This window comes from Streptomyces sp. CB02261 (assembly GCF_001905665.1).
Lineage (GTDB): Bacteria > Actinomycetota > Actinomycetes > Streptomycetales > Streptomycetaceae > Streptomyces.
On the sequence record NZ_LIVX01000010.1, the window covers coordinates 1 to 24298 of the forward strand.

Genomic DNA, 24298 nt, shown 5'->3' on the forward strand with positions numbered 1-24298 from the left:
GAGAACCTGGAGGAGCTGAACCAGCGCGAGCTGGCCGCCAAGTACCCCGTGATCCTCGGCGGCGCGGCCCTCACCCGGGCGTACGTCGAACAGGACCTCCACGAGATCTACCAGGGCGAGGTCCGCTACGCCCGCGACGCCTTCGAGGGCCTGCGCCTCATGGACGCCCTCATCGCCGTCAAGCGCGGCGTCCCCGGAGCCGTACTCCCCGAGCTCAAGCAGCGCCGGGTCGCGAAGAAGGACGCCCCGGCGCTCCAGGTGTCCGAGCCCGAGCCCGGCGGCCGCTCCGACACCGCCACCGACAATCCGGTGCCGGCCCCGCCGTTCTGGGGCACCCGGGTCGTCAAGGGCATCCCGCTGAAGGACTACGCCTCCTGGCTCGACGAGGGCGCCCTCTTCAAGGGCCAGTGGGGCCTCAAGCAGAACAGGGCCGGCGACGGACCCTCGTACGAGGAGCTCGTCGAGACCGAGGGCCGACCGCGGCTGCGCGGCTGGCTGGAGCGCCTCCACACGGAGAACCTCCTGGAGGCGGCCGTGGTCCACGGCTACTTCCCCTGCGTCTCCAAGGGCGACGACCTGATCATCCTGGACGAGGCCGGCAACGAGCGGACCCGCTTCACCTTCCCGCGCCAGCGCCGGGGCCGCCGCCTCTGCCTCGCGGACTTCTTCCGCCCGGAGGAGTCCGGCGAGACCGATGTCGTCGGCCTCCAGGTCGTGACCGTCGGTTCGCGGATCGGCGAGGCCACGGCCGAGCTGTTCGCCTCCGACTCCTACCGCGACTACCTGGAGCTGCACGGCCTCTCCGTCCAGCTCGCCGAGGCCCTCGCCGAGTACTGGCACGCCCGGGTCCGTGCCGAGCTGGGCTTCGCCGGCGAGGACCCGGCCGACGTCCAGGACATGTTCGACCTCAAGTACCGCGGCGCGCGTTTCTCCCTGGGCTACGGCGCCTGCCCCGACCTGGAGGACCGCGCGAAGATCGCGGAACTCCTGAAGCCGGAGCGGATCGGTGTGCACCTGTCGGAGGAGTTCCAGCTGCACCCGGAGCAGTCCACGGACGCCATCGTGATCCATCACCCGGAGGCGAAGTACTTCAACGCACGGTGACCGACGGAGGTAAATCCGTACGTCCGCGATGATCGGGACGTACACTTGTCGGTCCAGTGCAGGCCGGTCATCCTCCCCGTACCGGGGAGGGGGGCCGGCCTTCTCGTCCCTCCATGGAGGTGTCCGGATGACCAGTACGGTCCCCGCGTCCCTGATCCGTACGAACGGAAGCTCCGCCCTGCAGGCCGTCTTCCTCGACATGGACGGGACCCTCGTCGACACGGAGGGCTTCTGGTGGGACGCGGAGGTCGAGGTCTTCGCCGACCTCGGACACCGGCTCGACGAGGCCTGGCGGGACGTCGTCGTCGGCGGTCCGATGACCCGCAGCGCGGGCTACCTCATCGAGTCCACCGGCGCCGACATCACCCTCGCCGAGCTGACCGTCCTGCTCAACGAGAAGTTCGAGCAGCGCATCGACCGGGGCGTGCCCCTCATGCCCGGCGCCGACCGGCTCCTCGCCGAGCTGGCCCGGCACTCCATCCCGACCGCCCTGGTCTCCGCCTCGCACCGGCGGATCATCGACCGCGTCCTCGACTCGCTCGGCCGTGACCGCTTCGCCCTCACCGTCGCGGGGGACGAGGTCGTCAGGACCAAGCCGCACCCCGAGCCGTATCTGACGGCAGCCCGCGGGGTCGGGGCCGATCCTGCGCTCTGCGCCGTCATCGAGGACACGGCGACCGGCGTGGCGGCCGCTGAGGCGGCGGGCTGCCGGGTCGTCGCCGTGCCGTCCGTGGCGCCGATCGCGCCCTCGTCGGGGCGGGTCGTCGTGCGTTCCCTCGAAGAGGTCGACGTTCCCTTTCTGCGCACGCTGATCACCGGCGTCTGAGGTTTCCCTGAGCTTTCCCCGGCATCCGCCGGTGGAATGCGCCGGCACCCGCCGGAAACGATCAGGCCATTCACCGAATGGGCCTCCGCGTGACCTTGGTCACCCAGAGTGCCCGGCGGTGGGTGGCCTTCGTCGTGCCCACTGCCCGAAAAGGGAGAGTTTCGGCGTCCCCATGTGTCCCGATTCGCTCGGCGCCGTCCGCATCATCCGACGCATGACTATCGAGCGCATCGCATTCATGATCACTGTGCGATTACCCCCGAGGGGGCCCGTGGTCCGGCAATAGCTGCGTCGCCCACTAATCTTTCGCGAGTACTTCGCCGCATATCCGCGTGCACCGGCGCACACCCAAGTCGCCGAGAACACAGGACCGATCGCAACACCCGGCCCGATCGCTCCCGCCCCGACCGGGCGGCCGGCGGCGGAGTTCCACTCACTGCTGTGTCCCAGTGCCGGATGAGGAGATCGTCCCTGATGAACCGCAAGACCCTGGTGCTGCCGGCCGTGGCCGGACTGCTCGCCCCTCTGCTCGCCGCCTGCGGCGGAGCGGAGGACGGTGGAGCGATCGTCGTCGGCACCACGGACCAGTTCATCGCCACCGCGGACGCCCCCGCCCCGCTCGACCCGGCCTTCGCCTACGACACCGGCGCCTGGAACATCCTGCGGCAGACCGTCCAGACCCTGATGCACGTGCCCCGCGGCGGCGGCGAGCCCGTCCCCGAGGCCGCCCAGAGCTGCGGATTCTCCGACAAGGCCAGCGAGAGCTACCGCTGCAAGCTCCGCTCCGGCCTCACCTTCGCGGACGGCACCCCCATCACCGCCGAGGACGTCAAATACTCGGTCGAGCGGGTCCTGAAGATCAAGTCGGACAACGGCACGGCCGCCCTCCTCTCGAACGTCGACACCGTCGAGACCAAGGGCACCGACGAGGTCGTCTTCCACCTGAAGACCCCCGACGCCACCTTCCCGTACAAGCTCTCCACCCCGGTCGCCGGCATCCTCAGCAAGGACAAGTACGCCGCCGACAAGCTCCGCGACGGCTTCGACGTGGACGGCTCCGGCCCGTACACCATGAAGGTCGAGCGCGACGGCGAGAAGGCCACCCGCTTCGTCTTCACCAAGAACCCCGCCTACAAGGGCGACATCACCCTGCGCAACGACAAGGTCGAGCTGCGGCCCTACGCCGACGCGGAGACCATGGGCCGGGCCCTGGACGGCGACGACATCGACATGATGGCCCGCTCCCTGTCGCAGCAGCAGGTCAAGGACCTCACCGAGACGCCCAAGGAGGGCATCGAGCTCATCGAGGTCCCTGGCCTGGAGATCCGCTACCTCGGCTTCAACACCAAGGCGCCCGCCGTCCAGGAGAAGGCCGTGCGCCAGGCCATGGCCGCCGTCATCGACCGGGGCGCCCTCGTCAACATGGTCTACGGCCCCACCGCCGAGCCGCTGTACTCGCTGATCCCCTCCAGCATCACCGGCCACGCCACCCCCTTCTTCGACGCGTACGGCGAGCCCGACCGCGCCCGAGCCGCCAAGCTCCTCAAGGACGCGGGCGTCAAGACCCCGGTCAAGGTGACCCTGAACTACACCACCGACCACTACGGCGCCGAGACGGCCAAGGAGTTCGAGGCGATCAAGAAGCAGCTCGTCGCCACCGAGCTCTTCGACGCCACCGTCCAGGGCGCCGAGTGGTCCACCTTCCGCACGGCCCAGAAGCGCGGCGACTACGCCGTCTACGGCCTCGGCTGGTTCCCGGACTACCCGGACCCGGACAACTACATCGCGCCCTTCCTGGACAGCGACAACTTCCTCAACACCCCGTACGTGAACAAGGTCGTCCGCGACCAGCTCATCCCGCGCTCGCGCCGCCAGGCCGATCGCACCGCCGCAGGCCCCGTCTTCAACCAGATCCAGAAGATCGTCGCCGAGGACGTACCCGTCCTGCCGCTCTGGCAGGGCAAGCAGTACGTCGCCGCCCGCGACGACCTCAACGGAGTCGAGTACGCCCTCAACACGTCCTCCGACCTCCTGCTCTGGGAACTGGGCCGCGGCACCGCATAACCCCGTCGACAGGATCGGTTACACCGGCCGCGCACCCGCGCGCGGCCGGCCTGACAAGAGATCACGAGGCACGTTCTGTGAAGACGCACAACAAGTGGCTGACGGCCCCCCTCGCCGCCGGCCTTGCCGCCGCCCTCCTCAGCGGCTGCGGCACCGAACAGGGTGGCAGCGGAGACTCCGGCAACGGCGTCCGCGTCGGCATGTCCGACGAGATCCTCGCCACCGACCCGGCGGCCGGCTACGACCCCGGCTCCTGGCTGCTGTTCAACAACGTCTTCCAGTCCCTGCTCGCCTTCCCCAAGGGCGGCTCCCAGCCCGAGCCCGAGGCCGCCGACAAGTGCGGCTTCTCCGCGGGCAGCACCGTCTACACCTGCACCCTGCGCGACGGCCTCACCTTCTCCAACGGCAACAAGCTCACCTCGAAGGACGTCAAGTACTCCTTCGAGCGGGCCCTCAAGATCGCCGACCCCTCCGGCCCCGCGCCGCTGCTCTCCACCATCGACACCATCGAGACCCCGAACGAGCGGACCGTCGTCTTCCGCCTCAAGGTCCCGGACGCCACCTTCCCCAGCAAGATCGCGTCCGGCGCCGGCTCCATCGTCGACCACCGCGAATACCCGGCCGACGGGCTGCGCACCGACGGCAAGGCCACCGGCTCCGGCCCCTACAAGCTGGACTCCTTCAGCGACTCCGAGGCCACCTTCTCCGCCAACCCCGGATACAAGGGCACCGCGCGGCTCAAGAACGACGCCGTCACCCTCAAGCTCTACCGGGGCGACCGCTCCGCCCTCTCCAAGGCCCTCACCGCCGGAGAGATAGACGTCGCCTACCGAGGCCTCTCCGCCGACGACATCGCCGCCCTCGAGACCTCCGAGACCACCGACGACAAGGGCATCGAGGTCATCCCCGGCAGCAGCGCCGAGGTCCAGCACCTCGTCTTCAACATGAAGGACCCGGTCGTCGGCAAGCTCGGCGTCCGCCAGGCCATCGCCCACCTCGTCGACCGCGAGGCCCTCGTCGAAGGCGTCTACAAGTCGACGGCCACGCCGCTCTACTCGATCGTCCCGGCCGGTATCGCCGGCCACAACACGGCCTTCTACGACACCTACGGCGTCCCCGACGCGGCCAAGGCGAAGAAGGCCCTGCGCAAGGCCGGCATCACCGACAAGGTGAAGCTCACCCTCTGGTCCACGCCCAGCCGCTACGGCCCGGCCACCGACCAGGAGCTCAAGGCCATCGCGGGCCAGCTCAACGCGAGCGGCCTCTTCGACGCCGACGTCAAGTCCGTCGCGTTCGACCAGTACGAGAAGGACATCGCCGCCGGCCGGTACGGCGTCTACGTCAAGGGCTGGGTCCCCGACTACCCCGACGCCGACAACTTCACCGCCCCCTTCTTCGGCGAGGGCAACGTCCTCAACAACCGGTACCAGAACACCACCATCACCGGCAGCCTCCTCCCCAAGACCGCCGCCGTCCCGGACCGGGCCGCCACCGCCGACGAGTACGGCACGCTCCAGGACCTCGTCGCCGACGAACTCCCGCTGCTCCCGCTCTGGCAGGGCAAGCAGTACGCCGTCGCCCGCGACGACGTCACCGGCCTCGAATGGACCCTCGACGCCTCGACCGTCTTCCGCTTCTGGGAGATCCGCAAGGGCTGACCCCCCACGACGGAGGGCCGCCCCCACCCGGCGGCGGCCCGGCCCCGGCACGGCGGAGGGGCCCGGCGCGCACACGCGCACCGGGCCCCTCCGCCGTATCCGCTACTGCCCGCCGGCGCCCGGCCGCACCAGACCGCTCTCGTACGCGTACACCGCGGCCTGCACCCGGTCCCGCAGCCCCAGCTTCGTCAGCACATGACCCACGTGCGTCTTCACCGTCGTCTCGCTGACGAACAGGTCCGCCGCGATCTCCGCGTTCGACAGGCCCCGCGCCACCAGCTTCAGCACCTCGACCTCACGGTCCGTCAGGGTGCTCAGCGTGTCCGGGACCTGCTCCTCGCCCGTCGGCAGATGCGCCGAGTACTTGTCGAGCAGCCGGCGCGTGATCGACGGCGCCAGCATCGCCTCACCGGCCGCCACCACCCGGATCGCCTGCACCAGCTCGTTCGCCGGAGCGTCCTTCAGGAGGAAGCCGCTCGCCCCGGCCCGCAGCGCCTCCACCACGTACTCGTCCAGGTCGAAGGTCGTGAGCACCAGCACCTTCGCCGGACCGTCCCGACCCGGACCCGTGATCTGCCGGGTCGCCTCCACCCCGTCCATCCGCGGCATCCGGATGTCCATCAGCACCACGTCCGGCTGCAACGCCCGCACCTGGTCCTGCGCCTGGAGGCCGTCCCCGGCCTCACCCACCACCGCGATGTCCTGCTCCGCCTCCAGAATCATCCGGAAGCCGGTACGCAACAGCGGCTGATCATCGACCAACAGGACGCGGATCGTCACAAGGGCTCCTTCAGGGGACCTGGGCCCACGAGGTCGCCGGCACTACGGCGCCGGCGGGGCCAGGTCCATTCTGCCCTGACCCGATTCGCCCGACTCCGGCGGGCGCACGGAGACGATCTTCAGCGGATAGACCGGGGGAGTCCCCCCGAACTCCGGACACACCGCCTGATGATCACACCAGCCGCACAGCTTCGTCGGCCGCGGCCGCCAGTCCCCCGACTCCGTCGCCAGCCGGATCGCCTCCCACAGCGCGAGCAGCTTCCGCTCCACCCGCAGCAGGTCCGCCTCCACCGGGTCGTACGTCAGCACCTCCCCGCTGCCCAGGTAGACCAGCTGCAGCCGCCGCGGGATCACCCGCCGCAGCCGCCACACCACCAGCGCGTAGAACGTCATCTGGAACAGCGCGCCGTCCCGGTACTCCGGCCGCGGCGCCTTGCCCGTCTTGTAGTCGACGATCCGCACGTCCCCCGAGGGCGCCACGTCGATCCGGTCGATCACCCCGCGCAGCCGCAGCCCCGACTCCAGCTCCGTCTCCACGAACAGCTCACGCTCGGCCGGCTCCAGACGCGTCGGATCCTCCAGCGTGAACCACCGCTCGACCAGCCGCTCCGCCTCGGCCAGCCAGCCCGCGAGCCGCTCACCCTCCGGATCCTCCGCGAACAGCCCGGCCAGCTCCGGCTTCGACTCCAGCAGCCGGTCCCACTGCCCCGGAACCATCGCCCGCGCCCGCGGAGCCGTCCGCTCCACCGCCGGGTCGTCGAAGAGCCGCTCGAGCACCGCGTGCACCAGCGTGCCCCGCGTCGCCGCCGCACTCGGCTTCTCGGGCAGCCGGTCGATCACCCGGAACCGGTACAGCAGCGGACACTGCATGAAATCGCTCGCCCGCGACGGCGACAACGACATGGGCGCCCGGGGCTCCGCCGGCACCTGCTCGCTCGTACTCATGACGAAGACCCTACGACCCGCCACCGACAACGAGCGGAATACCATCGACCCGGGACCCCGTCGCACTGCATGATCGAACCGTGACACACCGACGTGGGCCACACCCCCGCGACGAAAGGACCCCGTGAACCAGGACGAGCCCAAGCCGCAGCGGACCGAGGAACCCGGCGGCGGGATCCTCATGGGCCGGCCCTTCGGCGTGCCCGTCTACGTCGCCCCCAGCTGGTTCCTCGTCGCCGCCCTCATCACCTGGGTCTTCGGTGACCAGATCGAGCGCGTCCTGCCCGAACTCGGAGCCGCCCGCTACCTCGTCTCCCTCTTCTTCGCCATCGCCTTCTACGCCTCCGTGCTCGTCCACGAACTGGCCCACACCATCGCCGCGCTCCGCTTCAAGCTCCCGGTGCGCCGCATCCAGCTCCAGTTCTTCGGCGGCGTCTCCGAGATCGAGAAGGAGACCGAGACCCCCGGCCGCGAATTCGTCCTCGCGTTCGTCGGCCCCCTCCTCTCCCTCGTCCTCGCCGGCGTGTTCTATCTCTCCCTCTACGCCGTCGAGCCCGGCACCGTCCCCGGCGTCCTCCTCGCCGGCCTGATGATCTCCAACCTGATCGTCGCGATCTTCAACCTGCTCCCCGGCCTCCCCCTCGACGGCGGCCGCATGCTCCGCGCCGTCATCTGGAAGATCACCGGCAAGCCCATGAGCGGCACCGTCGCCGCCGCCTGGGTCGGCCGCGCCCTCGCCGTCCTCGTCCTCATCGGCCTGCCCCTGCTCACCCGCACCGGCGCCCTCGGCAACTCCACCGACGACATCAGCGGCCTCGACACCGTCACCGACGCCCTGCTCGCCGCGATCCTCGCCGCCATCATCTGGACCGGCGCCGGCAACAGCCTCCGCATGGCCCGCCTCCGGGAGCACCTCCCCGAGCTCAGCGCCCGCAGCCTCACCCGCCGCGCCATCCCCGCCGAACCCACCACCCCCCTCTCCGAGGCCCTCCGCCGCGCCAACGAGGCCGGCGCCCGCGCCCTCGTCGTCGTCGACGGCCAAGGCGCCCCCACCGGCATCGTCCGCGAGGCCGCCATCGCCGCCGTCCCGCAGCACCGCCGCCCCTGGGTCGCCGTCAGCACCCTCGCCCAGGACCTCACCGACGGCATGCGCGTCCCCGCCGAACTCACCGGCCAGCCCCTCCTCGACCACCTCCGCGCCAGCCCCGCCACCGAGTACCTCGTCGTCGAGGACACCGGCGAGATCTACGGCGTCCTCGCCACCACCGACGTGGAACGGGCCTTCGTCAAGGCCATGGCACGACCCTCCTCGTAACCCCGGTATTCTGGTCACATGTCCGAACCGACCGGTGCCGCCCGCCGACGCGGGCCCTTCAAGGTCGGGGACCAGGTTCAGCTGACCGACCCCAAGGGCCGTCACTACACGTTCACGCTCGAAGAGGGAAAGAACTTCCACACCCACAAGGGTTCCTTCCCGCACGACGAACTGATCGGCGCCCCCGAGGGCAGCGTTGTCCGCACCACCGGAAACGTCGCCTACCTCGCGCTGCGCCCCCTGCTCCCCGACTACGTCCTGTCCATGCCCCGCGGCGCCGCCGTGGTCTACCCCAAGGACGCGGGGCAGATCCTGGCCTTCGCGGACATCTTCCCCGGCGCCCGCGTCGTGGAAGCCGGGGTGGGCTCCGGATCGCTCAGCAGCTTCCTCCTGCGCGCCATCGGCGACAGCGGAATGCTGCACTCCTACGAGCGCCGCGAAGACTTCGCCGAGATCGCGAAGGGCAACGTCGAACGCTACTTCGGCGGTCCCCACCCCGCCTGGCAGCTCACCGTGGGCGACCTCCAGGACAACCTGTCCGACACCGACGTCGACCGGGTCATCCTCGACATGCTCGCCCCCTGGGAGTGCCTGGAGGCCGTCTCCAAGGCCCTCGTGCCCGGCGGCATCCTCTGCTGCTACGTGGCCACCACCACCCAGCTCGCCCGCACCGTGGAGTCCATCCGCGAGTTCGGCTGCTACGCCGAGCCGCAGCCCTGGGAGTCCATGATCCGCAACTGGCACGTCGAGGGCCTCGCCGTCCGCCCCGATCACCGCATGATCGGCCACACCGGCTTCCTCGTCACCGCCCGCCGCCTCGCGGACGGCGTCGAGCCCCCGATGCGCCGCCGCCGCCCCGCCAAGGGCGCCTACGGCGAGGACTACGAAGGCCCCAACAAGGGCTGACGTCCCGACACCCACGGAGCGCCGCCGTCCAGTTCCCCGCCCCGAACGGGAACTCGACGGCGGCGCCCTCATGTTCGACGAGCACGACCACCGGCCGGCCCGCGCCGACCCCAGCTGTTCCGTCCCCCTGTGACGTGTGGCACGATGCCCGGAAACCACCGCACCACCCCACAGGAGACGTCTCGCGTGCAGCCCTCCGCCGCCCTGGATCTCGCGGACCTCGCCCACACCCACGCCCGGCCGTCCCACTGGCTCGCCGTCGCCACCGCGACCGCCGCGGTCGTCGCCCTCGCCGGCCTGCTCCAGCCCGGCCCCGCCGGAGCCACCGCGGCCCCCGCCGGCGCCCCTGCTCCCGCGCCCGCGCCTGAGGCCTCCGGAGCCGACTACCCCCTGGACTGCGGGGGAGCACCCCACAAGATCGCCAAGCGGGCGTCAGGGGACCTCGACGGCGACGGGAACCCCGAGACCGTTGCGGTCGTGCACTGCGAATCCGGCTCCGGCACCCCGCCGAGCGGCGTCTACGTCCTCACCCGCGGCAAGGAGAAGGGCGCCCCCGCGCGCGTGGTGGCCACCCTCGTCGCACCCGAGCTGCGCAAGAACGTCACCGCGCTCGCCGTACGCGATGGAGCGGTCCTCGCCACCCTGCTCGGCTACTCGTCCCCCGACGTCCCCAGCTGCTGCCCCGACGAGAAGGAGCAGGTCGGCTGGCGCTGGCAGGGCGGCGCCTTCGTCCGCGAGGCCCAGGCCGGCGCGCGGAACGCCTGACCCGTCACTCCGCGTCGGGGCCGTACACCTCGACCTTGTCCGCGGCCCGGCGCACATGGATGCAGTCGCCCGGGCACTCCTTCGCGGAGGCCACCACGTCCTGGAGCAGCGGCAGCGGGACCGGGGTCGTCGCCCCCGCGTCCTGGAGCAGCTCGTCGTCGGCGCCCTTCACATAAGCGAGCCCGTCGATGTCCAGCTCGAAGACCTCGGGAGCGTACTGCACGCAGATCCCGTCCCCGGTGCACAGGTCCTGGTCGATCCAGACCTCCAGCGCCTCCTCGGCGCCCGTGGAAGGGACGTCGTGCTGCACGGTCATATCTCCTGCCGTTCCTGCTTCTCGAATCGCTTCTCGCGGGTAAGTCGGGCCCCCTCCGGCGGGTGTTGGCCCATGACGACGATACAACCGCCCGCTTTCAAGCCGTGAAGGGTGGGTATTCCCTCTGGCGAGAGGGGAAGCGCAAGGGTGAAGATCGGACACACCTCGGAGTCTTTTTGATCTAGGGGTTTCAATCACCACCCACGCAGGTAGGGTCAGGAAGCGTCCAGCTCCCCTTGGAGGAGGTGAGGACCGTGGCAGCCCACGACGACGACATCAACCGCGGCATCCGGCCGGGGCGAGGGTCTGAGGACCCCGCCGGTCAGGTTGCCTATCTCGAGCAGGAAATCGCCGTCCTGCGCCGCAAGCTCGCCGACTCTCCGCGACACACGAGGATTCTCGAAGAGCGGATCGTCGAGCTGCAGACCAACCTGGCCGGCGTGTCCGCGCAGAACGAACGACTCGCGAACACGCTCCGTGAGGCCCGCGACCAGATCGTGGCCCTCAAGGAGGAGGTCGACCGGCTCGCACAGCCGCCGGCCGGCTTCGGTGTCTTCCTGCAGGCCAACGAGGACGGCACATGCGACATCTTCACCGGGGGCCGCAAGCTCCGGGTGAACGTCAGCCCGAGCATCGAGCTCGACGAGCTCAAGCGCGGCCAGGAAGTCATGCTCAACGAAGCGCTCAACGTGGTCGAGGCCATGGAGTTCGAGCGCGCCGGGGACATCGTCACCCTCAAGGAGATCCTCGAGGACGGCGAGCGCGCCCTGGTGGTCGGGCACACCGACGAGGAACGGGTGGTGAGGCTCGCCGAGCCTCTGCTGGACGTGACCATCCGCGCCGGTGACGCCCTGCTGCTCGACTCCAGGTCCGGCTACGTCTACGAGGTGGTCCCCAAGAGCGAGGTCGAAGAACTCGTCCTCGAAGAGGTCCCGGACGTCGACTACGAGAAGATCGGCGGTCTGGGCGGCCAGATCGAGATGATCCGCGACGCGGTCGAGCTCCCCTACCTCTACCCGGACCTCTTCAAGGAGCACGAACTGCGTCCGCCCAAGGGCATCCTGCTCTACGGGCCGCCCGGCTGCGGCAAGACGCTGATCGCGAAGGCCGTGGCCAACTCCCTGGCCAAGAAGGTCGCCGAGGTGACCGGTCAGCCCGCGGGGAAGTCCTACTTCCTCAACATCAAGGGCCCCGAGCTCCTCAACAAGTACGTCGGTGAGACCGAGCGGCACATCCGCCTGGTCTTCCAGCGTGCCCGGGAGAAGGCGAGCGAGGGCACCCCCGTCATCGTCTTCTTCGACGAGATGGAATCCCTCTTCCGCACCCGCGGCTCCGGTGTCAGCTCGGACGTGGAGAACACCATCGTCCCGCAGCTGCTCGCCGAGATCGACGGTGTGGAGGGCCTGGAGAACGTCATCGTCATCGGCGCCTCCAACCGCGAGGACATGATCGACCCCGCGATCCTGCGGCCCGGCCGGCTCGACGTCAAGATCAAGATCGAGCGTCCGGACGCGGAGGCCGCGAAGGACATCTTCGCGAAGTACCTCACGGCCACCCTCCCGCTGCACGCCGACGACCTCTCGGAGCACAGCGGCTCCAAGGCCGCCGCCGCCCACGGGATGATCCAGTCCGTCGTCGAGCAGATGTACGCCGAATCCGAGGAGAACCGCTTCCTCGAAGTCACGTACGCCAACGGCGACAAGGAAGTCCTCTACTTCAAGGACTTCAACTCCGGCGCGATGATCCAGAACATCGTCGACCGGGCCAAGAAGATGGCCATCAAGGCCTTCCTCGACCACAACCAGAAGGGCATCCGCGTCTCCCACCTCCTCCAGGCCTGCGTGGACGAGTTCAAGGAGAACGAGGACCTGCCCAACACCACCAACCCCGACGACTGGGCCCGGATCTCCGGAAAGAAGGGCGAGCGGATCGTGTTCATCCGCACACTCGTCACCGGAAAGCAGGGCGCGGACACCGGACGCTCCATCGACACGGTGGCCAATACCGGTCAGTACCTGTAGAACGCCCACCGGCTGCGGATGCCCGGAATCCGGGCATCCGCAGCCGACGCATTCCATCCAGCATTTCCCCCGGCAGTTCAGGGAAATACGCAAACGATCTCCCCACCAGCGCGGAGCCGCTCTAGGCTCATCGGTACCGCCGAGTCGCGCACAGTGAGCGCCGCCGGGCAAGGAGGGCCGCATGACCGTACGGCGAGTAATGGGCATCGAGACGGAGTACGGGATCTCCGTCCCGGGACACCCGAACGCCAATGCCATGCTCACCTCGTCCCAGATCGTCAACGCCTACGCGGCGGCGATGCACCGGGCGCGCCGCGCCCGCTGGGACTTCGAGGAGGAGAACCCGCTGCGGGACGCCCGCGGCTTCGACCTCGCCCGCGAGGCCGCCGACTCCAGCCAGCTCACCGACGAGGACATCGGCCTGGCCAACGTCATCCTCACCAACGGGGCTCGGCTCTACGTGGACCACGCCCACCCGGAGTACAGCTCGCCGGAGATCACCAACCCCCGGGACGCCGTCCTGTGGGACAAGGCCGGCGAGCGGATCATGGCGGAGGCCGCCGAGCGCGCCGCCCAGCTCCCCGGGGCCCAGCCGATCCACCTCTACAAGAACAACACCGACAACAAGGGCGCCTCCTACGGCACGCACGAGAACTACCTGATGAAGCGGGAGACCCCCTTCTCGGACATCGTGCGCCATCTCACCCCGTTCTTCGTCTCCCGCCAGGTCGTGACCGGCGCGGGACGGGTCGGCATCGGCCAGGACGGTCGCGAGCACGGCTTCCAGATCAGCCAGCGCGCGGACTACTTCGAGGTCGAGGTGGGACTGGAGACCACCCTCAAGCGGCCCATCATCAACACCCGGGACGAGCCGCACGCCGACGCCGAGAGATACCGCCGACTGCACGTGATCATCGGCGACGCGAACCTCTCCGAGATCTCGACCTACCTCAAGCTGGGCACCACCGCGCTGGTCCTCTCGATGATCGAGGACGGGTTCATCACCGTGGACCTCGCCGTCGACCAGCCCGTGCGGACCCTCCACCACGTCTCGCACGACCCGTCGCTCCAGTACCTGGTCACGCTCCGCAGCGGCCGGACACTGACCGCGGTGCAGCTCCAGATGGAGTACTTCGAGCTGGCCAGGAAGTACGTGGAGGAGCGGTACGGCGCTGACGCGGACGAGCAGACCAAGGACGTCCTGGTCCGCTGGGAGGACACCCTCAACCGGCTCGAGAACGACCCCATGAGCCTGGCGGGCGAGCTCGACTGGATCGCCAAGCGGGAGCTCATGGAGGGCTACCGGCGCAGGGACGGTCTGGACTGGGACGCGGCACGTCTGCACCTCGTGGACCTCCAGTACGCGGACGTACGGCCCGACAAGGGCCTCTACAACCGCCTGGCGGCCCGCGGGCGCATGAAGCGGCTCCTGGACGAGACCGAGGTGGAGCGGGCCGAGACGGCGCCTCCCGAGGACACCCGGGCCTACTTCCGGGGCCGCTGCCTGGAGCAGTACGCCGACGACGTCGCCGCGGCCTCCTGGGACTCGGTGATCTTCGACCTGCCCGGCCGGGACTCGCTCCAGCGCGTCCCGACCATGGAGCCGCTGCGCGGGACCAAGGCCCATGTGAAGTCGCTCCTCGACCGCTGCCGGACGGCCGAGGAACTGGTCCGAGTGCTTTCCGGCAACTGATCGGGGGCCCGTCACGGGCCTGAAATGCCCCGGCACTGGGAATCATGGAATCAGTGCCCGGGCGTTGCGAAAACCACGGGGCCGATGTCAGACCCCGCGTATAGGGTCTGATCTTGTACGGACTCAACCGAGCGGGCCGATTCGAGCGGGGTGAGGTTTATGGCGACCAAGGACACCGGCGGCGGACAGCAGAAGGCGACGCGTTCCACGGAGGAGGTCGAGGAGACCACCACGGAGGCGAACTCCGACCTCCAGGAGCGCCAGGAGAAGCTGAGCGAGGACGTGGACTCCGTCTTGGACGAGATCGACGACGTCCTCGAGGAGAACGCCGAGGACTTCGTGCGGTCCTTCGTGCAGAAGGGCGGCGAGTAGCCGCTCCACGCACGGTCGTCCTCCGTCCCCGGAGCCCCGGAGAAAGCCGTGGGTCCGGGGACGGATGACAAGCGGTGGCACGGGTAAGGTCCGTGCACAGCAATCAAGATCGGCCCGCGCGTCCCACGGCGGGCCGACTCTCCCACCCGGAAGGAATCGCGTGGAAGCCAACCCTCGTAGCACCGGGCGTCTGCCGGCGGCCTTCCTGACGCCGGGGTCGTCCTCGTTCATGGACTTCCTGTCGGCGCACGCGCCGGAGCACCTCCCCGGCAACCGGAGGCTGCCGGAGGGCGTCGTCGAGGCCCCGCACGGGACGACCATCGTGGCCGCGACGTTCGCCGGCGGTGTCGTGCTCGCCGGTGACCGGCGGGCCACCATGGGCAACATGATCGCGCAGCGCGACATCGAGAAGGTCTTCCCGGCCGACGAGTACTCCGCGGTCGGTATCGCCGGCACCGCCGGTCTCGCCGTGGAGATGGTCAAGCTGTTCCAGCTGGAGCTGGAGCACTTCGAGAAGGTGGAGGGCGTCACGCTCTCCCTCGAGGGCAAGGCGAACCGTCTCTCCACCATGATCCGGGGCAACCTGGGCATGGCCATGCAGGGGCTCGCCGTCGTGCCGCTCTTCGCGGGCTGGGACGAGGCCAAGGAGAAGGGCCGGATCTTCTCGTACGACGTGACGGGCGGCCGCTCCGAGGAGCACGGGTTCGCCGCCACCGGTTCCGGTTCGATCTTCGCGCGCGGCTCGATGAAGAAGCTGTACCGCGCCGACCTGACCGAGCAGGAGGCCACCACCCTGGTCGTCCAGGCGCTCTACGACGCGGCGGACGACGACTCGGCGACCGGCGGCCCGGACATGGCGCGACGGATCTTCCCGATCGTCACGGTCATCACGGACGAGGGCTACCGCAGGCTCACCGAGGCCGAGTCCTCCGAGCTGGCCCGATCGGTCACCGCACGGCGCCTGGAGCAGCCCGACGGGCCGCGCGCCGCCCTGCTCTGACCACTCGTCGCTCTGTAGAAGCCCAGAAGAAAGGGACGGACCGCCGGTGTCCACTCCGTTCTACGTCTCACCCCAGCAGGCCATGGCCGACCGGGCGGAGTACGCCCGCAAGGGCATCGCCCGAGGCCGCAGCCTGGTCGTCCTCCAGTACACCGACGGCATCGTCTTCGTCGGCGAGAACCCGTCCCGCGCGCTGCACAAGTTCAGCGAGATCTACGACCGGATCGGCTTCGCCGCCGCCGGCAAGTACAACGAGTACGAGAACCTCCGCATCGGCGGTGTGCGCTACGCCGACCTGCGCGGCTACACCTACGACCGGGACGACGTCACCGCGCGCGGCCTGGCCAACGTCTACGCCCAGACGCTGGGCACCATCTTCTCCAGCGCGGGGGAGAAGCCGTACGAGGTCGAGCTGGTCGTCGCCGAGGTCGGGGAGGAGCCGTCGGGCGACCAGATCTACCGGCTGCCGCACGACGGTTCGATCGTGGACGAGCACGGCTCGGTCGCGGTCGGAGGGAACGCGGAGCAGATCGGCTCCTTCCTGGACCAGCGGCACCGGGACGGCATGTCCCTGGCCGAGGCCCTGAAGCTCGCCGTGCAGGCCCTGTCGCGGGACACCAACGGCAGCGAGCGGGAGATCCCCGCGGAGCGGCTGGAGGTGGCGGTCCTGGACCGTACGCGGCCCCAGCAGCGCAAGTTCAAGCGGATCGTCGGCCGCCAGCTGTCGCGCCTCCTGCAGGCGGACAACGCGGCGGTGACGAAGACGGACGAGCCCTCGGACGAGGCTCCCGAGGAGTAGACCCGCACGACCCGAAGGGGGCCCGGTCCACGGCGACCGGGCCCCCTTCGGCGTACGTGCGGCCGCGCGGGCCGGGCGGCAGGGGTGGCGCGCCTGCCGCGCGTGGGACGGGCGCCATGGGCTCACGCCTGCCGCGCGCCGGACAGGCTGCATGGGCGGCCGGCGTGCCCCCGCGGGCCTCAGAGGGCCGGTGCGGGGCCCGTGGAGCCCCGGGTGACGAGGTCCACGGGCAAGGAGACCGGCTCGGGCCGTCCGCCCGCCAGGACGGCGAGCAGCGCCTCCATGCCCCGCCGGCCGAACTCCTCGGCGGGCAGCCGGACCGTGGTCAGCTCCGGCTCGACGACGGTCGCGAGGGCCATGTCGTCGAAGCCGGTGACCGAGAGGTCCTCCGGCACCCGCAGTCCGAGCCGGCGCGCGGCCTTGCAGACGCCGGCCGCGAGGATGTCGTCGTCGCAGACGACCGCGGTGGTCCGGCGGCCGGGTGCGGCGAGGGCCTGCCCGGCGGCCCGTCCCGCGTCCGCGACGTTCAGCGGCGACCGTACGGTGCGCACCTCCGTCCCGCGCAGGGCGTGGGCGAGCACGGCGGCCCGCACGTCGAAGGTCCAGGACGGGGCCGCCGACGCCAGGTGCAGGAAGTCGCGGTGCCCGAGGTCGAGCAGGTGCTCGGTGACGCGGCGCATGCCGTCGGCGACGTCGAGGTTCACATGCGCGGCGGCGCCGGGTCCCGCCGGGTCGCTGTCGAGCATGACGAGGGGCAGGTCGGTGTCCCGGAAGGCGTCGAGGGCGTCGGTCGCCATGGACGAGGCGATGACACCGTCGAGGGCGGCCGGTGCGGAGGCGAAGGGGTCCCGGGCGGGGCCCACGCCGTCGGGGGAGGGGTAGAGGACGACGCCGAAGCCGTGCCGGGCCGCCTCGGCCGCGGCGCCCGTGTAGACGTGGGCGAAGAACTCGTTGGTGAGGGCCGGGACCACGAGGAGGACGGTCCTGGTGCGGCCGAGACGGAGGTTGCGGGCGGCGAGATTCGGCCGGTAGCCGAGGCTCCGGGCGGCCTCGCGGACGGCCCCGGCGGTGCGCTCGGAGACACGGCCGCGCCACTTGTCGCCGAGCACGAGGGAGACGGTCGCCTGGGAGACGCCCGCGGTCCGGGCGACGTCCCTGCTGGTGGGGCGGGTGCCGCCAGGCGGCTCCGGGGTCTGCACTGGGGCCTCCGCGTCGGACGGTTCCGGGGTGCGGGCTGGACCCGCGTACAGCCGACATGGTACGTATGACGAAGCAAGTTATACGTAAAACCTCGGACGGCTCCGGGGCGAGGGGAGACCACATGGCCACCGAGGCACCGGCACACGGCGGCTATCTCGACATACTCCGGGCGCCGCACGCCGCCCGGCTGCTCGCCGGCACCCTCGTGGGGCGCCTGCCGAACGCCGTCGGCCCCGTCGCCCTCACCCTCTTCGTCCGCGACCTGGGCGGCAGCTACACCCTCGCCGGCGGGCTCATCGCCGCCTACGGCGTCGCCACCGCCATCGGCCAGCCCCTCCTCGGCCGCGCCGTCGACCTCAAGGGCCAGCCCCGGGTCCAGCTCCCCGCCGCGGTCCTCTCCGCCCTGGGCATGACCCTGCTCGCCCTGACCGGCATCGGCCACCTCCCGCTCGCCTACGCGGCCGTCGTCCTCGCCGGCCTCTTCACGCCGCCCCTGGAAGGCGGGCTGCGGGCCCTCTGGCCCGGCGTCCTGGGCCGCGAGGACCGGGTCCACCGGGCGTACGCCCTCGACGCGGTCGCCCAGGAGGTCATGTTCACCGTGGGCCCCCTCCTGCTGACCCTCCTCGTCTCCCTCCGGTCGCCCGCCGCGGCCCTCCTCGTCATCAACCTCCTCGGCGTCCTCGGCGCTCTCGCCGTCGTCCTCTCCGAGCCCTCCCGCACCTGGCGCTCGGCCCCCCGTGAGGCCCACTGGCTGGGCGCCCTGCGCTCACCGGGGCTCCTCGCCCTCCTCGGCGCCTTCTTCTTCGTCGGCCTCGCCCTCGGCTCCATCACGGTCGCCGCCGTCGCCTACGCCGACGACCGCGGCACCCCGTCCGTCTACGGCTGGCTGATGGCGGCCCTCGGCCTCGGCGCGCTCCTCGGCGGCGTCGCCTACGGCGCCCGCCAGTGGTCCGGCGCCCCCGAGCGGCGACTGCGCGTGCTCGTCCTGCTCCTCGCGGTCTGCTACCTGCCGCTCGTGCTCACGCCGGGCCCCGCGGCCATGACCGGCCTCTCGGTCCTCTCCGGCGTCTTCCTGGCCCCCGCGCTCGCCTGCGCCTTCATCGTCGTGGACCGGCACGCCCCGCGCGGCACGGTGACCGAGGCCTTCTCCTGGCTCGTCACCACCTTCGGCGTCGGCTCGGCCCTCGGCTCCGCCGCGGCGGGCCCCGCCATCGAACTCGCGGGGACCGTCTCCGGCTTCGCCGTCGCCGGCGCGGGCGGCCTGATCGCGTTCCTCGTCCTCCTGGCCACCGGCAGCGTCCTCGGCGCGCCCCCGGCCCCCGGCACCCCCGCGGCCGACGCGCGACACGCCGTCGGTGCGGGCGCCCCCACCGCCGTACACAGCGAAAAGAACACGCACTGATCGGAAAATGATCGAAACGGGAACGGCCAACCCGGTTTCAGCACAGGCCGTCAGGCGTAATGTTCAGACATGGACCGCCGCATTTTCGGGCTGGAGAACGAGTACGGCGTCACGTGCACGTTCAGGGGACAGCGCCGACTGTCTCCTGACGAAGTGGCGCGCTACCTCTTCCGCCGTGTCGTGTCATGGGGCCGCAGCAGCAATGTCTTCCTGCGGAACGGCGCCCGCCTGTACCTGGACGTGGGTTCGCATCCGGAATACGCCACACCGGAATGCGACAACGTGACCGAACTGGTCACCCACGACAAGGCCGGTGAGCGCATTCTCGAGGGCCTGCTCGTCGACGCCGAACGCCGCCTGCACGAGGAGGGAATCGCGGGCGACGTCTACCTCTTCAAGAACAACACCGACTCGGCCGGAAACTCCTACGGGTGCCACGAGAACTATCTCGTCGCCCGTCACGGTGAGTTCTCCCGGCTCGCGGACATCCTCATTCCGTTCCTCGTCACCCGGCAGCTCATCTGCGGCGCGGGCAAGGTCCTCCAGACCCCTCGCGGCGCCGTGTTCTGCGTCTCCCAGCGCGCCGAGCACATCTGGGAGGGCGTCAGCTCCGCGACCACCCGCTCGCGGCCCATCATCAACACCCGAGACGAGCCGCACGCCGACGCCGAGCGCTACCGCCGCCTCCACGTCATCGTCGGCGACTCGAACATGTCCGAGACGACCATGCTGCTCAAGGTCGGCGCCACCGACCTGGTGCTCCGCATGATCGAGGCGGGCACGGTGATGCGCGACCTGACCCTGGAGAACCCCATCCGGGCCATCCGCGAGGTCAGCCACGACATCACCGGACAGCGCAAGGTCCGGCTCGCCAGCGGCCGCGAGGCCTCCGCCCTGGAGGTCCAGCGCGAGTACTACGAGAAGGCCGTCGACTTCGTCGACCGGCGAGGGATCCGGTCCGGCACCGTCGCCCAGGTCCTGGAGCTGTGGGGCCGGACGCTCGACGCGATCGAGAGCGAGCAGCTCGACCGCATCGAGACCGAGATCGACTGGGTCATGAAGCACCGGCTCATCGAGCGCTACCGGGCCAAGCACAACATGACCATGTCGAACCCGAGGGTCGCGCAGATAGACCTCGCGTACCACGACATCCACCGTCGCCGCGGCCTCTACTACCTGCTCCAGAAGAACGGGCAGGCGGCGCGGATCTGCAACGACCTGAAGATCTTCGAGGGCAAGTCGGTGCCCCCGCAGACCACTCGGGCCAGGCTGCGCGGCGACTTCATCCGCCGTGCCCAGGAGCAGCGGCGGGACTTCACCGTCGACTGGGTCCACCTCAAGCTGAACGACCAGGCGCAGCGCACGGTGTTGTGCAAGGACCCGTTCCGCTCCGTCGACGACCGGGTCGAAAAGCTGATCGCCGGAATGTAGGCAGGTCGTACCGACCATGAGGGCCCCGCACGCTCGGCGTGCGGGGTCCTCGGCGTGGGAGAGGGGCCCCGGACGTCGCGAGCCCGGCCCGATCGGCACGACACCCCCTAGAGTGGCGGCAACTACTGTGCCGTCTGAGATCTGAGGAACACGTGCGCCGACTTGCCGGCCTTCTCGTCGTCCCGCTGCTGCTGCTCTCGACAGCGGCGTGCGGCAGCGACGACAAGGGCTCCGATTCCGCCTCGATGAAGAACGGGCTGCCCGCCATCACCGCGGGCCAGAAGTTCGGGGAGAAGCCGACCCTCGCCAAGGGTGAGGGCGACCCGCCCAAGGAACTGAAGGTCAACGTCATCAGCGAGGGCAAAGGCGCGGTGACGAAGAAGGGTGACGCGCTGTCGGTGAACTACCTGGGTCAGGCCTGGGACTCCACCACCCCCTTCGACAACAGCTTCGACCGCGGTGAGCCGTTCAGCCTGACCCTCGGCGAGGGCGGCGTCATCAAGGGCTGGGACCAGGGCCTCGAAGGCCAGAAGGTCGGCAGCCGTATCGAGCTCGGCATCCCGCCGGAGCTCGCCTACGGCGAGAAGGGCTCGCCGCCGAGCATCAAGCCCAACGCCACCCTCGTCTTCGTCGTGGACATCCTGAAGGCCGTCACGATCCCGAAGTCCGCCACGGGCACCCCGGTCGCCCAGGAGAACAAGGACCTGCCCAAGGTCGGGACGAACACCGACGGCAAGGCGCCCACGCTGACCGTCCCGAAGGTCGCCCCGCCGACCAAGCTCGTCTCGAACTACGTGCTCGAGGCCGACGGCGAGGCCGTGAAGGCGACCGACACGGTCGTCGTGAACTACGTCGCCGCCCTGTGGAAGGACGGCAAGGTCTTCGACTCGACGTACCCCACCGGCAAGCCCGCGAACTTCCCGCTCGCGAACCTGACGCTGAAGGGCCTCAAGGACGGTCTCGTCGGCAAGAAGGTCGGCAGCCGCGTCCTCATCGTCGCCCCGCCGTCGGAGGCGTTCGGCGACAAGGAGCAGCAGGGGATTCCGAAGAACTCCACGCTGGTGTTCGCCGTGGACATCCTCACGAAGGTGTAAGACTGTCCCGATCACGTAGTTCACCAGTATGAGGAGCAGTTCAGTGAGCATCGAGAAGCCCGAGATCGACTTCCCGGGTGGCGAGCCGCCGAAGGACCTGGAGATCAAGGACATCTGGGAGGGCGACGGCGAGCTCGCCGAAGCCGGTGACTTCGTGAAGGTCCACTACGTCGGTGTGTCCTTCGACTCCGGCGAGGAGTTCGACGCCTCCTGGAACCGCGGCGCCCCGCTCGACTTCAACCTCGGCGCCGGCCAGGTCATCCAGGGCTGGGACCAGGGCGTCCAGGGCATGAAGGTCGGCGGCCGCCGCCAGCTGGTCATCCCCGCGCACCTCGCCTACGGCGACCGCGGCGCCGGCGGCAAGATCGCCCCCGGCGAGACGCTGATCTTCGTCTGCGACCTCGTGGGCGTCACCAAGCGCTGACCCCGTACGCGGCCGGGCACCGACCCGGCCGCCGACGGACCTCCGAGGGCCCCCGCCGTTCATGGCGGGGGCCCTCGGCTTGGGCCCCGACACCCCGGGGCGGTACGGTCGGACGTCCGACAGACACGTGGATCCGGTAGATGAGGTGCGGGGCGTCGATGGCGATTGCCAAGTCCGAGCGGCTGATGAATCTCGCGCTGTGCCTCCTCGGGACACGCCGCCCGCTGAGCAAGCGTGAACTCCGCGGCTCCATCGAGGCCTACCTCGAAGCCGGCGGCGACGACGCCTTCAACCGCATGTTCGAGCGTGACAAGGACGACCTCCGCGAGCTCGGCCTCGTCATCGAGACCGTCGAGAACCTGGAGGGCGAGACCGGCTACCTCGCCCGCCGCGACTCCAACCGGCTGCCGCCCATCACCCTCGACGCCGAGGAGGCCGCCGCGCTCGGCCTCGCCGCGAAGGTCTGGCAACAGGCCCGCCTCGCCGGCGCCGCCAGCGGCGCCCTCCAGAAGCTCCGCGCCGCCGGCATGCCGGAGGCGGAGGACTCGTACGACACCCAGCCCAGCGCCCTCGAACCCCGCATCCCGGTCCACGAGGCCGCCTTCGAACCGCTGATGCTGGCCTGCCGCGACCGCCGGCCCGTCGTCTTCGACTACCGCAAGGCCAACGCCGCCCGCCCCGAGACCCGCCAGGTCGAGCCCTGGACCCTCGAATGCTGGCGCGGCCACTGGTACCTGGCGGGCTGGGACCGCGACCGCGGTGCCGAGCGCGTCTTCCGCCTCTCCCGTATCACCGGCAAGGTCCGCTCCCGGGCCGGCGCCTTCACCGCGCCCGTGCCCGACGTCGTCACCGTCCGGGAGACCGTGGAGAGCTGGGCGGGGGAGACCGCCACCCGCTCGGCCCGGATCCGGCTGCGCACCGGCTGCGGCTACCCGCTGCGGGCCCGCGCCCAGTCCGTGCACGAGGGCACCGACGGCTGGGACGAGCTGGAGGTCCCGTACGGACACGGGCTCGACGCCTGGCTCGTCGAGTTCGGTCCCGATGTCGTCGTACTGGAACCGGCCGATCTGCGCGCCGATGTGGTGGACCGGCTCCGTGCCGTGGCCAAGGGCTGAGGGGAAAGACGAACCGCATGGCTGCCAACGCGATCGACCAGACGAGGCGGATGCTCTCCCTCGTCACCTACCTCCGCGAGCGCCCGGGCGCCCACGTCGCCGACGTCGCGCGCGCCTTCGGGATCACCGAGGACGAGCTGATCTCCGACCTGGACGTGCTGCCCATGTGCGGCACCAGCTTCCGCGGCGGGGACCTCCTCGACATCGACACCGACGGCGACCGGATCTGGTGGCACAACCCGGACGACGTCGCCGCGCCGCTGCGGCTCGCCGCCGACGAGGCGACGGCCCTCCTCGTCGCCGCCCGCGCCGTCGCCACCCTGCCCGGGCTCCGCGAGAGCGACCGGGAGGCGCTCCTGCGCGCCACCGCCAAACTGGAGGCGGCGGCCGGCGAGGCCGCCGGGGCCAGCTCCCGTCTCTCGGTGACCTTCGAATCGGAGGGCGGGGTCTTCGCCGAGGTCGACCGGGCCATCTCGGAGCGCCGGCGCCTGTGGGTGCGCTACTACTCGCCGGCCCGCGACGAGCTCACCGAGCGCGAGGTCGACCCGATCCGCCTCTTCGCCGTCGGCCACACGTACATGGAGGCGTGGTGCCGGCTCTCCGAGGCGCGCCGCACCTTCCGGCTCGACCGCGTGGCCGAGATCCGCATCCTCGACGAGCACGCGGCGCCGCCGGAACTGGAGCTGCGCGACCTGTCCGCGGGTCTCGTCCAGCCGTCCGCGGACGACCCCGAGGTGGTGGTCGAGGTCGGCCCCGGCGGACGCTGGGTCGCCGAGTACTACCCGCACGACCGGGCCGACGAGCTGCCCGACGGCGGACTGCGCATCACCCTCCGCACGCCGGACCCCGCGTCGCTGCGCCGACTCGCGCTGCGGCTCGGCAGCGACGGGCGGATCGTCGCACCGCAGGAACTCGCCGACAACGCGAGGACGGCGGCCGCCGCCGCGCTCGCCGCGTACGACGGCGAGTGACGTCTCCCCTCCGGGGGACGCTGTGAGGACGTGGCCGCGCCCCGGTGCGGATGCGGCCACCGACGGGACACCAGAGGTCGACGCGGACGTACGCGGG

At 70.5% G+C, this 24298-nt stretch carries 22 protein-coding genes; 18 read left to right on the forward strand and 4 right to left on the reverse strand.

The annotated features are described in order from the left end of the window. The 4 genes from AMK29_RS28415 to AMK29_RS28430 all read left to right on the forward strand — a co-directional run. The coding region (locus tag AMK29_RS28415; protein ID WP_274535650.1) for a vitamin B12 dependent-methionine synthase activation domain-containing protein at nt 1–1104 on the forward strand (1104 nt) is incomplete at its 5' end. Between the two features lie 127 nt (nt 1105–1231). Continuing rightward, nucleotides 1232–1930, forward strand: coding sequence for an HAD family hydrolase (locus AMK29_RS28420; RefSeq protein WP_073818427.1), 699 nt, complete (start codon nt 1232–1234; stop codon nt 1928–1930). A gap of 474 nt (nt 1931–2404) precedes the next feature. Then, nucleotides 2405–3994, forward strand: coding sequence for an ABC transporter substrate-binding protein (locus AMK29_RS28425; RefSeq protein WP_073818428.1), 1590 nt, complete (start codon nt 2405–2407; stop codon nt 3992–3994). Between the two features lie 77 nt (nt 3995–4071). Then, nucleotides 4072–5652, forward strand: coding sequence for an ABC transporter substrate-binding protein (locus AMK29_RS28430; protein ID WP_073818430.1), 1581 nt, complete (start codon nt 4072–4074; stop codon nt 5650–5652). 102 nt (nt 5653–5754) lie between these two features. Here the strand turns inward: AMK29_RS28430 and AMK29_RS28435 are convergent, their stop codons facing one another. Further along, nucleotides 5755–6432, reverse strand: coding sequence for a response regulator (locus AMK29_RS28435; RefSeq protein ID WP_073818431.1), 678 nt, complete (start codon nt 6430–6432; stop codon nt 5755–5757). A 42-nt stretch (nt 6433–6474) separates the two neighbouring features. After that, nucleotides 6475–7377 carry a RecB family exonuclease gene (locus tag AMK29_RS28440; protein WP_241845745.1) on the reverse strand — a complete coding sequence of 301 codons (903 nt, stop codon included), beginning with the start codon at nt 7375–7377 and terminating at the stop codon, nt 6475–6477. A gap of 181 nt (nt 7378–7558) precedes the next feature. On the opposite strand from AMK29_RS28440, the gene AMK29_RS28445 reads away from it, so the two are divergent. From AMK29_RS28445 to AMK29_RS28455, 3 genes are all read left to right on the forward strand, one after another. After that, nucleotides 7559–8692 carry a site-2 protease family protein gene (locus AMK29_RS28445; RefSeq protein ID WP_241845755.1) on the forward strand — a complete coding sequence of 378 codons (1134 nt, stop codon included), beginning with the start codon at nt 7559–7561 and terminating at the stop codon, nt 8690–8692. 18 nt (nt 8693–8710) lie between these two features. Next, nucleotides 8711–9598: a tRNA (adenine-N1)-methyltransferase gene (locus tag AMK29_RS28450; RefSeq protein WP_015032448.1), complete on the forward strand. Its 888-nt coding sequence runs from the start codon at nt 8711–8713 to the stop codon at nt 9596–9598. A gap of 186 nt (nt 9599–9784) precedes the next feature. Then, nucleotides 9785–10363, forward strand: coding sequence for a hypothetical protein (locus AMK29_RS28455; RefSeq protein WP_073818436.1), 579 nt, complete (start codon nt 9785–9787; stop codon nt 10361–10363). Between the two features lie 4 nt (nt 10364–10367). Here the strand turns inward: AMK29_RS28455 and AMK29_RS28460 are convergent, their stop codons facing one another. After that, entirely contained in the window at nt 10368–10679 is a 312-nt protein-coding gene (locus AMK29_RS28460) for a ferredoxin (protein ID WP_073818438.1), read from the reverse strand. A gap of 254 nt (nt 10680–10933) precedes the next feature. Between AMK29_RS28460 and arc the strand changes: the two genes are divergently transcribed. The 5 genes from arc (at nt 10934) to prcA (ending at nt 16564) form a co-directional block, all read left to right on the forward strand. Next, the gene (gene arc, locus AMK29_RS28465) at nt 10934–12700 is read left to right on the forward strand and encodes a proteasome ATPase (RefSeq protein WP_073818814.1); all 1767 of its coding nucleotides are present in this window, start codon (nt 10934–10936) and stop codon (nt 12698–12700) included. A gap of 181 nt (nt 12701–12881) precedes the next feature. Then, nucleotides 12882–14393, forward strand: coding sequence for a depupylase/deamidase Dop (gene dop / locus AMK29_RS28470; RefSeq protein WP_073818439.1), 1512 nt, complete (start codon nt 12882–12884; stop codon nt 14391–14393). Between the two features lie 159 nt (nt 14394–14552). Next, nucleotides 14553–14765, forward strand: a complete 213-nt coding sequence (locus AMK29_RS28475; protein WP_073818441.1) for a ubiquitin-like protein Pup — start codon at nt 14553–14555, stop codon at nt 14763–14765. 160 nt (nt 14766–14925) lie between these two features. Next, nucleotides 14926–15765 carry a proteasome subunit beta gene (gene prcB / locus AMK29_RS28480; RefSeq protein ID WP_073818442.1) on the forward strand — a complete coding sequence of 280 codons (840 nt, stop codon included), beginning with the start codon at nt 14926–14928 and terminating at the stop codon, nt 15763–15765. A 46-nt stretch (nt 15766–15811) separates the two neighbouring features. Then, complete coding sequence (prcA, locus tag AMK29_RS28485) at nt 15812–16564, forward strand: proteasome subunit alpha (protein WP_073818444.1); 753 nt, start codon at nt 15812–15814, stop codon at nt 16562–16564. Nucleotides 16565–16743: 179 nt separating this feature from the next. Here prcA and AMK29_RS28490 read toward each other — a convergent pair whose 3' ends face one another. Beyond that, the gene (locus AMK29_RS28490) at nt 16744–17763 is read right to left on the reverse strand and encodes a LacI family DNA-binding transcriptional regulator (protein ID WP_073818445.1); all 1020 of its coding nucleotides are present in this window, start codon (nt 17761–17763) and stop codon (nt 16744–16746) included. A gap of 122 nt (nt 17764–17885) precedes the next feature. On the opposite strand from AMK29_RS28490, the gene AMK29_RS28495 reads away from it, so the two are divergent. The 6 genes from AMK29_RS28495 (at nt 17886) to AMK29_RS28520 (ending at nt 24201) form a co-directional block, all read left to right on the forward strand. Then, nucleotides 17886–19166, forward strand: coding sequence for an MFS transporter (locus tag AMK29_RS28495; RefSeq protein WP_073818447.1), 1281 nt, complete (start codon nt 17886–17888; stop codon nt 19164–19166). A gap of 69 nt (nt 19167–19235) precedes the next feature. After that, nucleotides 19236–20597, forward strand: coding sequence for a Pup--protein ligase (pafA, locus tag AMK29_RS28500; RefSeq protein WP_017241694.1), 1362 nt, complete (start codon nt 19236–19238; stop codon nt 20595–20597). Between the two features lie 152 nt (nt 20598–20749). Then, nucleotides 20750–21691 (forward strand): FKBP-type peptidyl-prolyl cis-trans isomerase, encoded by a 942-nt coding sequence (locus AMK29_RS28505; RefSeq protein WP_073818449.1) that lies wholly within the window; start codon nt 20750–20752, stop codon nt 21689–21691. Nucleotides 21692–21734: 43 nt separating this feature from the next. Then, entirely contained in the window at nt 21735–22115 is a 381-nt protein-coding gene (locus AMK29_RS28510; protein WP_073818451.1) for an FKBP-type peptidyl-prolyl cis-trans isomerase, read from the forward strand. A 158-nt stretch (nt 22116–22273) separates the two neighbouring features. Beyond that, entirely contained in the window at nt 22274–23230 is a 957-nt protein-coding gene (locus AMK29_RS28515; protein WP_073818452.1) for a helix-turn-helix transcriptional regulator, read from the forward strand. A 17-nt stretch (nt 23231–23247) separates the two neighbouring features. Further along, nucleotides 23248–24201, forward strand: a complete 954-nt coding sequence (locus tag AMK29_RS28520; RefSeq protein WP_073818454.1) for a helix-turn-helix transcriptional regulator — start codon at nt 23248–23250, stop codon at nt 24199–24201. Nucleotides 24202–24298 lie beyond the last annotated feature (97 nt).

Coding starts and splice junctions, on each gene's coding strand:
- AMK29_RS28420 (WP_073818427.1), top strand. CDS start 1,232: ATGACCAGTACGGTCCCCGCGTCCCTGATCCGTACGAACGGAAGCTCC.
- AMK29_RS28425 (WP_073818428.1), top strand. CDS start 2,405: ATGAACCGCAAGACCCTGGTGCTGCCGGCCGTGGCCGGACTGCTCGCC.
- AMK29_RS28440 (WP_241845745.1), bottom strand. CDS start 7,377: ATGAGTACGAGCGAGCAGGTGCCGGCGGAGCCCCGGGCGCCCATGTCG.
- AMK29_RS28445 (WP_241845755.1), top strand. CDS start 7,559: ATGGGCCGGCCCTTCGGCGTGCCCGTCTACGTCGCCCCCAGCTGGTTC.
- AMK29_RS28450 (WP_015032448.1), top strand. CDS start 8,711: ATGTCCGAACCGACCGGTGCCGCCCGCCGACGCGGGCCCTTCAAGGTC.
- AMK29_RS28460 (WP_073818438.1), bottom strand. CDS start 10,679: ATGACCGTGCAGCACGACGTCCCTTCCACGGGCGCCGAGGAGGCGCTG.
- dop (WP_073818439.1), top strand. CDS start 12,882: ATGACCGTACGGCGAGTAATGGGCATCGAGACGGAGTACGGGATCTCC.
- AMK29_RS28475 (WP_073818441.1), top strand. CDS start 14,553: ATGGCGACCAAGGACACCGGCGGCGGACAGCAGAAGGCGACGCGTTCC.
- AMK29_RS28495 (WP_073818447.1), top strand. CDS start 17,886: ATGGCCACCGAGGCACCGGCACACGGCGGCTATCTCGACATACTCCGG.
- pafA (WP_017241694.1), top strand. CDS start 19,236: ATGGACCGCCGCATTTTCGGGCTGGAGAACGAGTACGGCGTCACGTGC.
- AMK29_RS28515 (WP_073818452.1), top strand. CDS start 22,274: ATGGCGATTGCCAAGTCCGAGCGGCTGATGAATCTCGCGCTGTGCCTC.
- AMK29_RS28520 (WP_073818454.1), top strand. CDS start 23,248: ATGGCTGCCAACGCGATCGACCAGACGAGGCGGATGCTCTCCCTCGTC.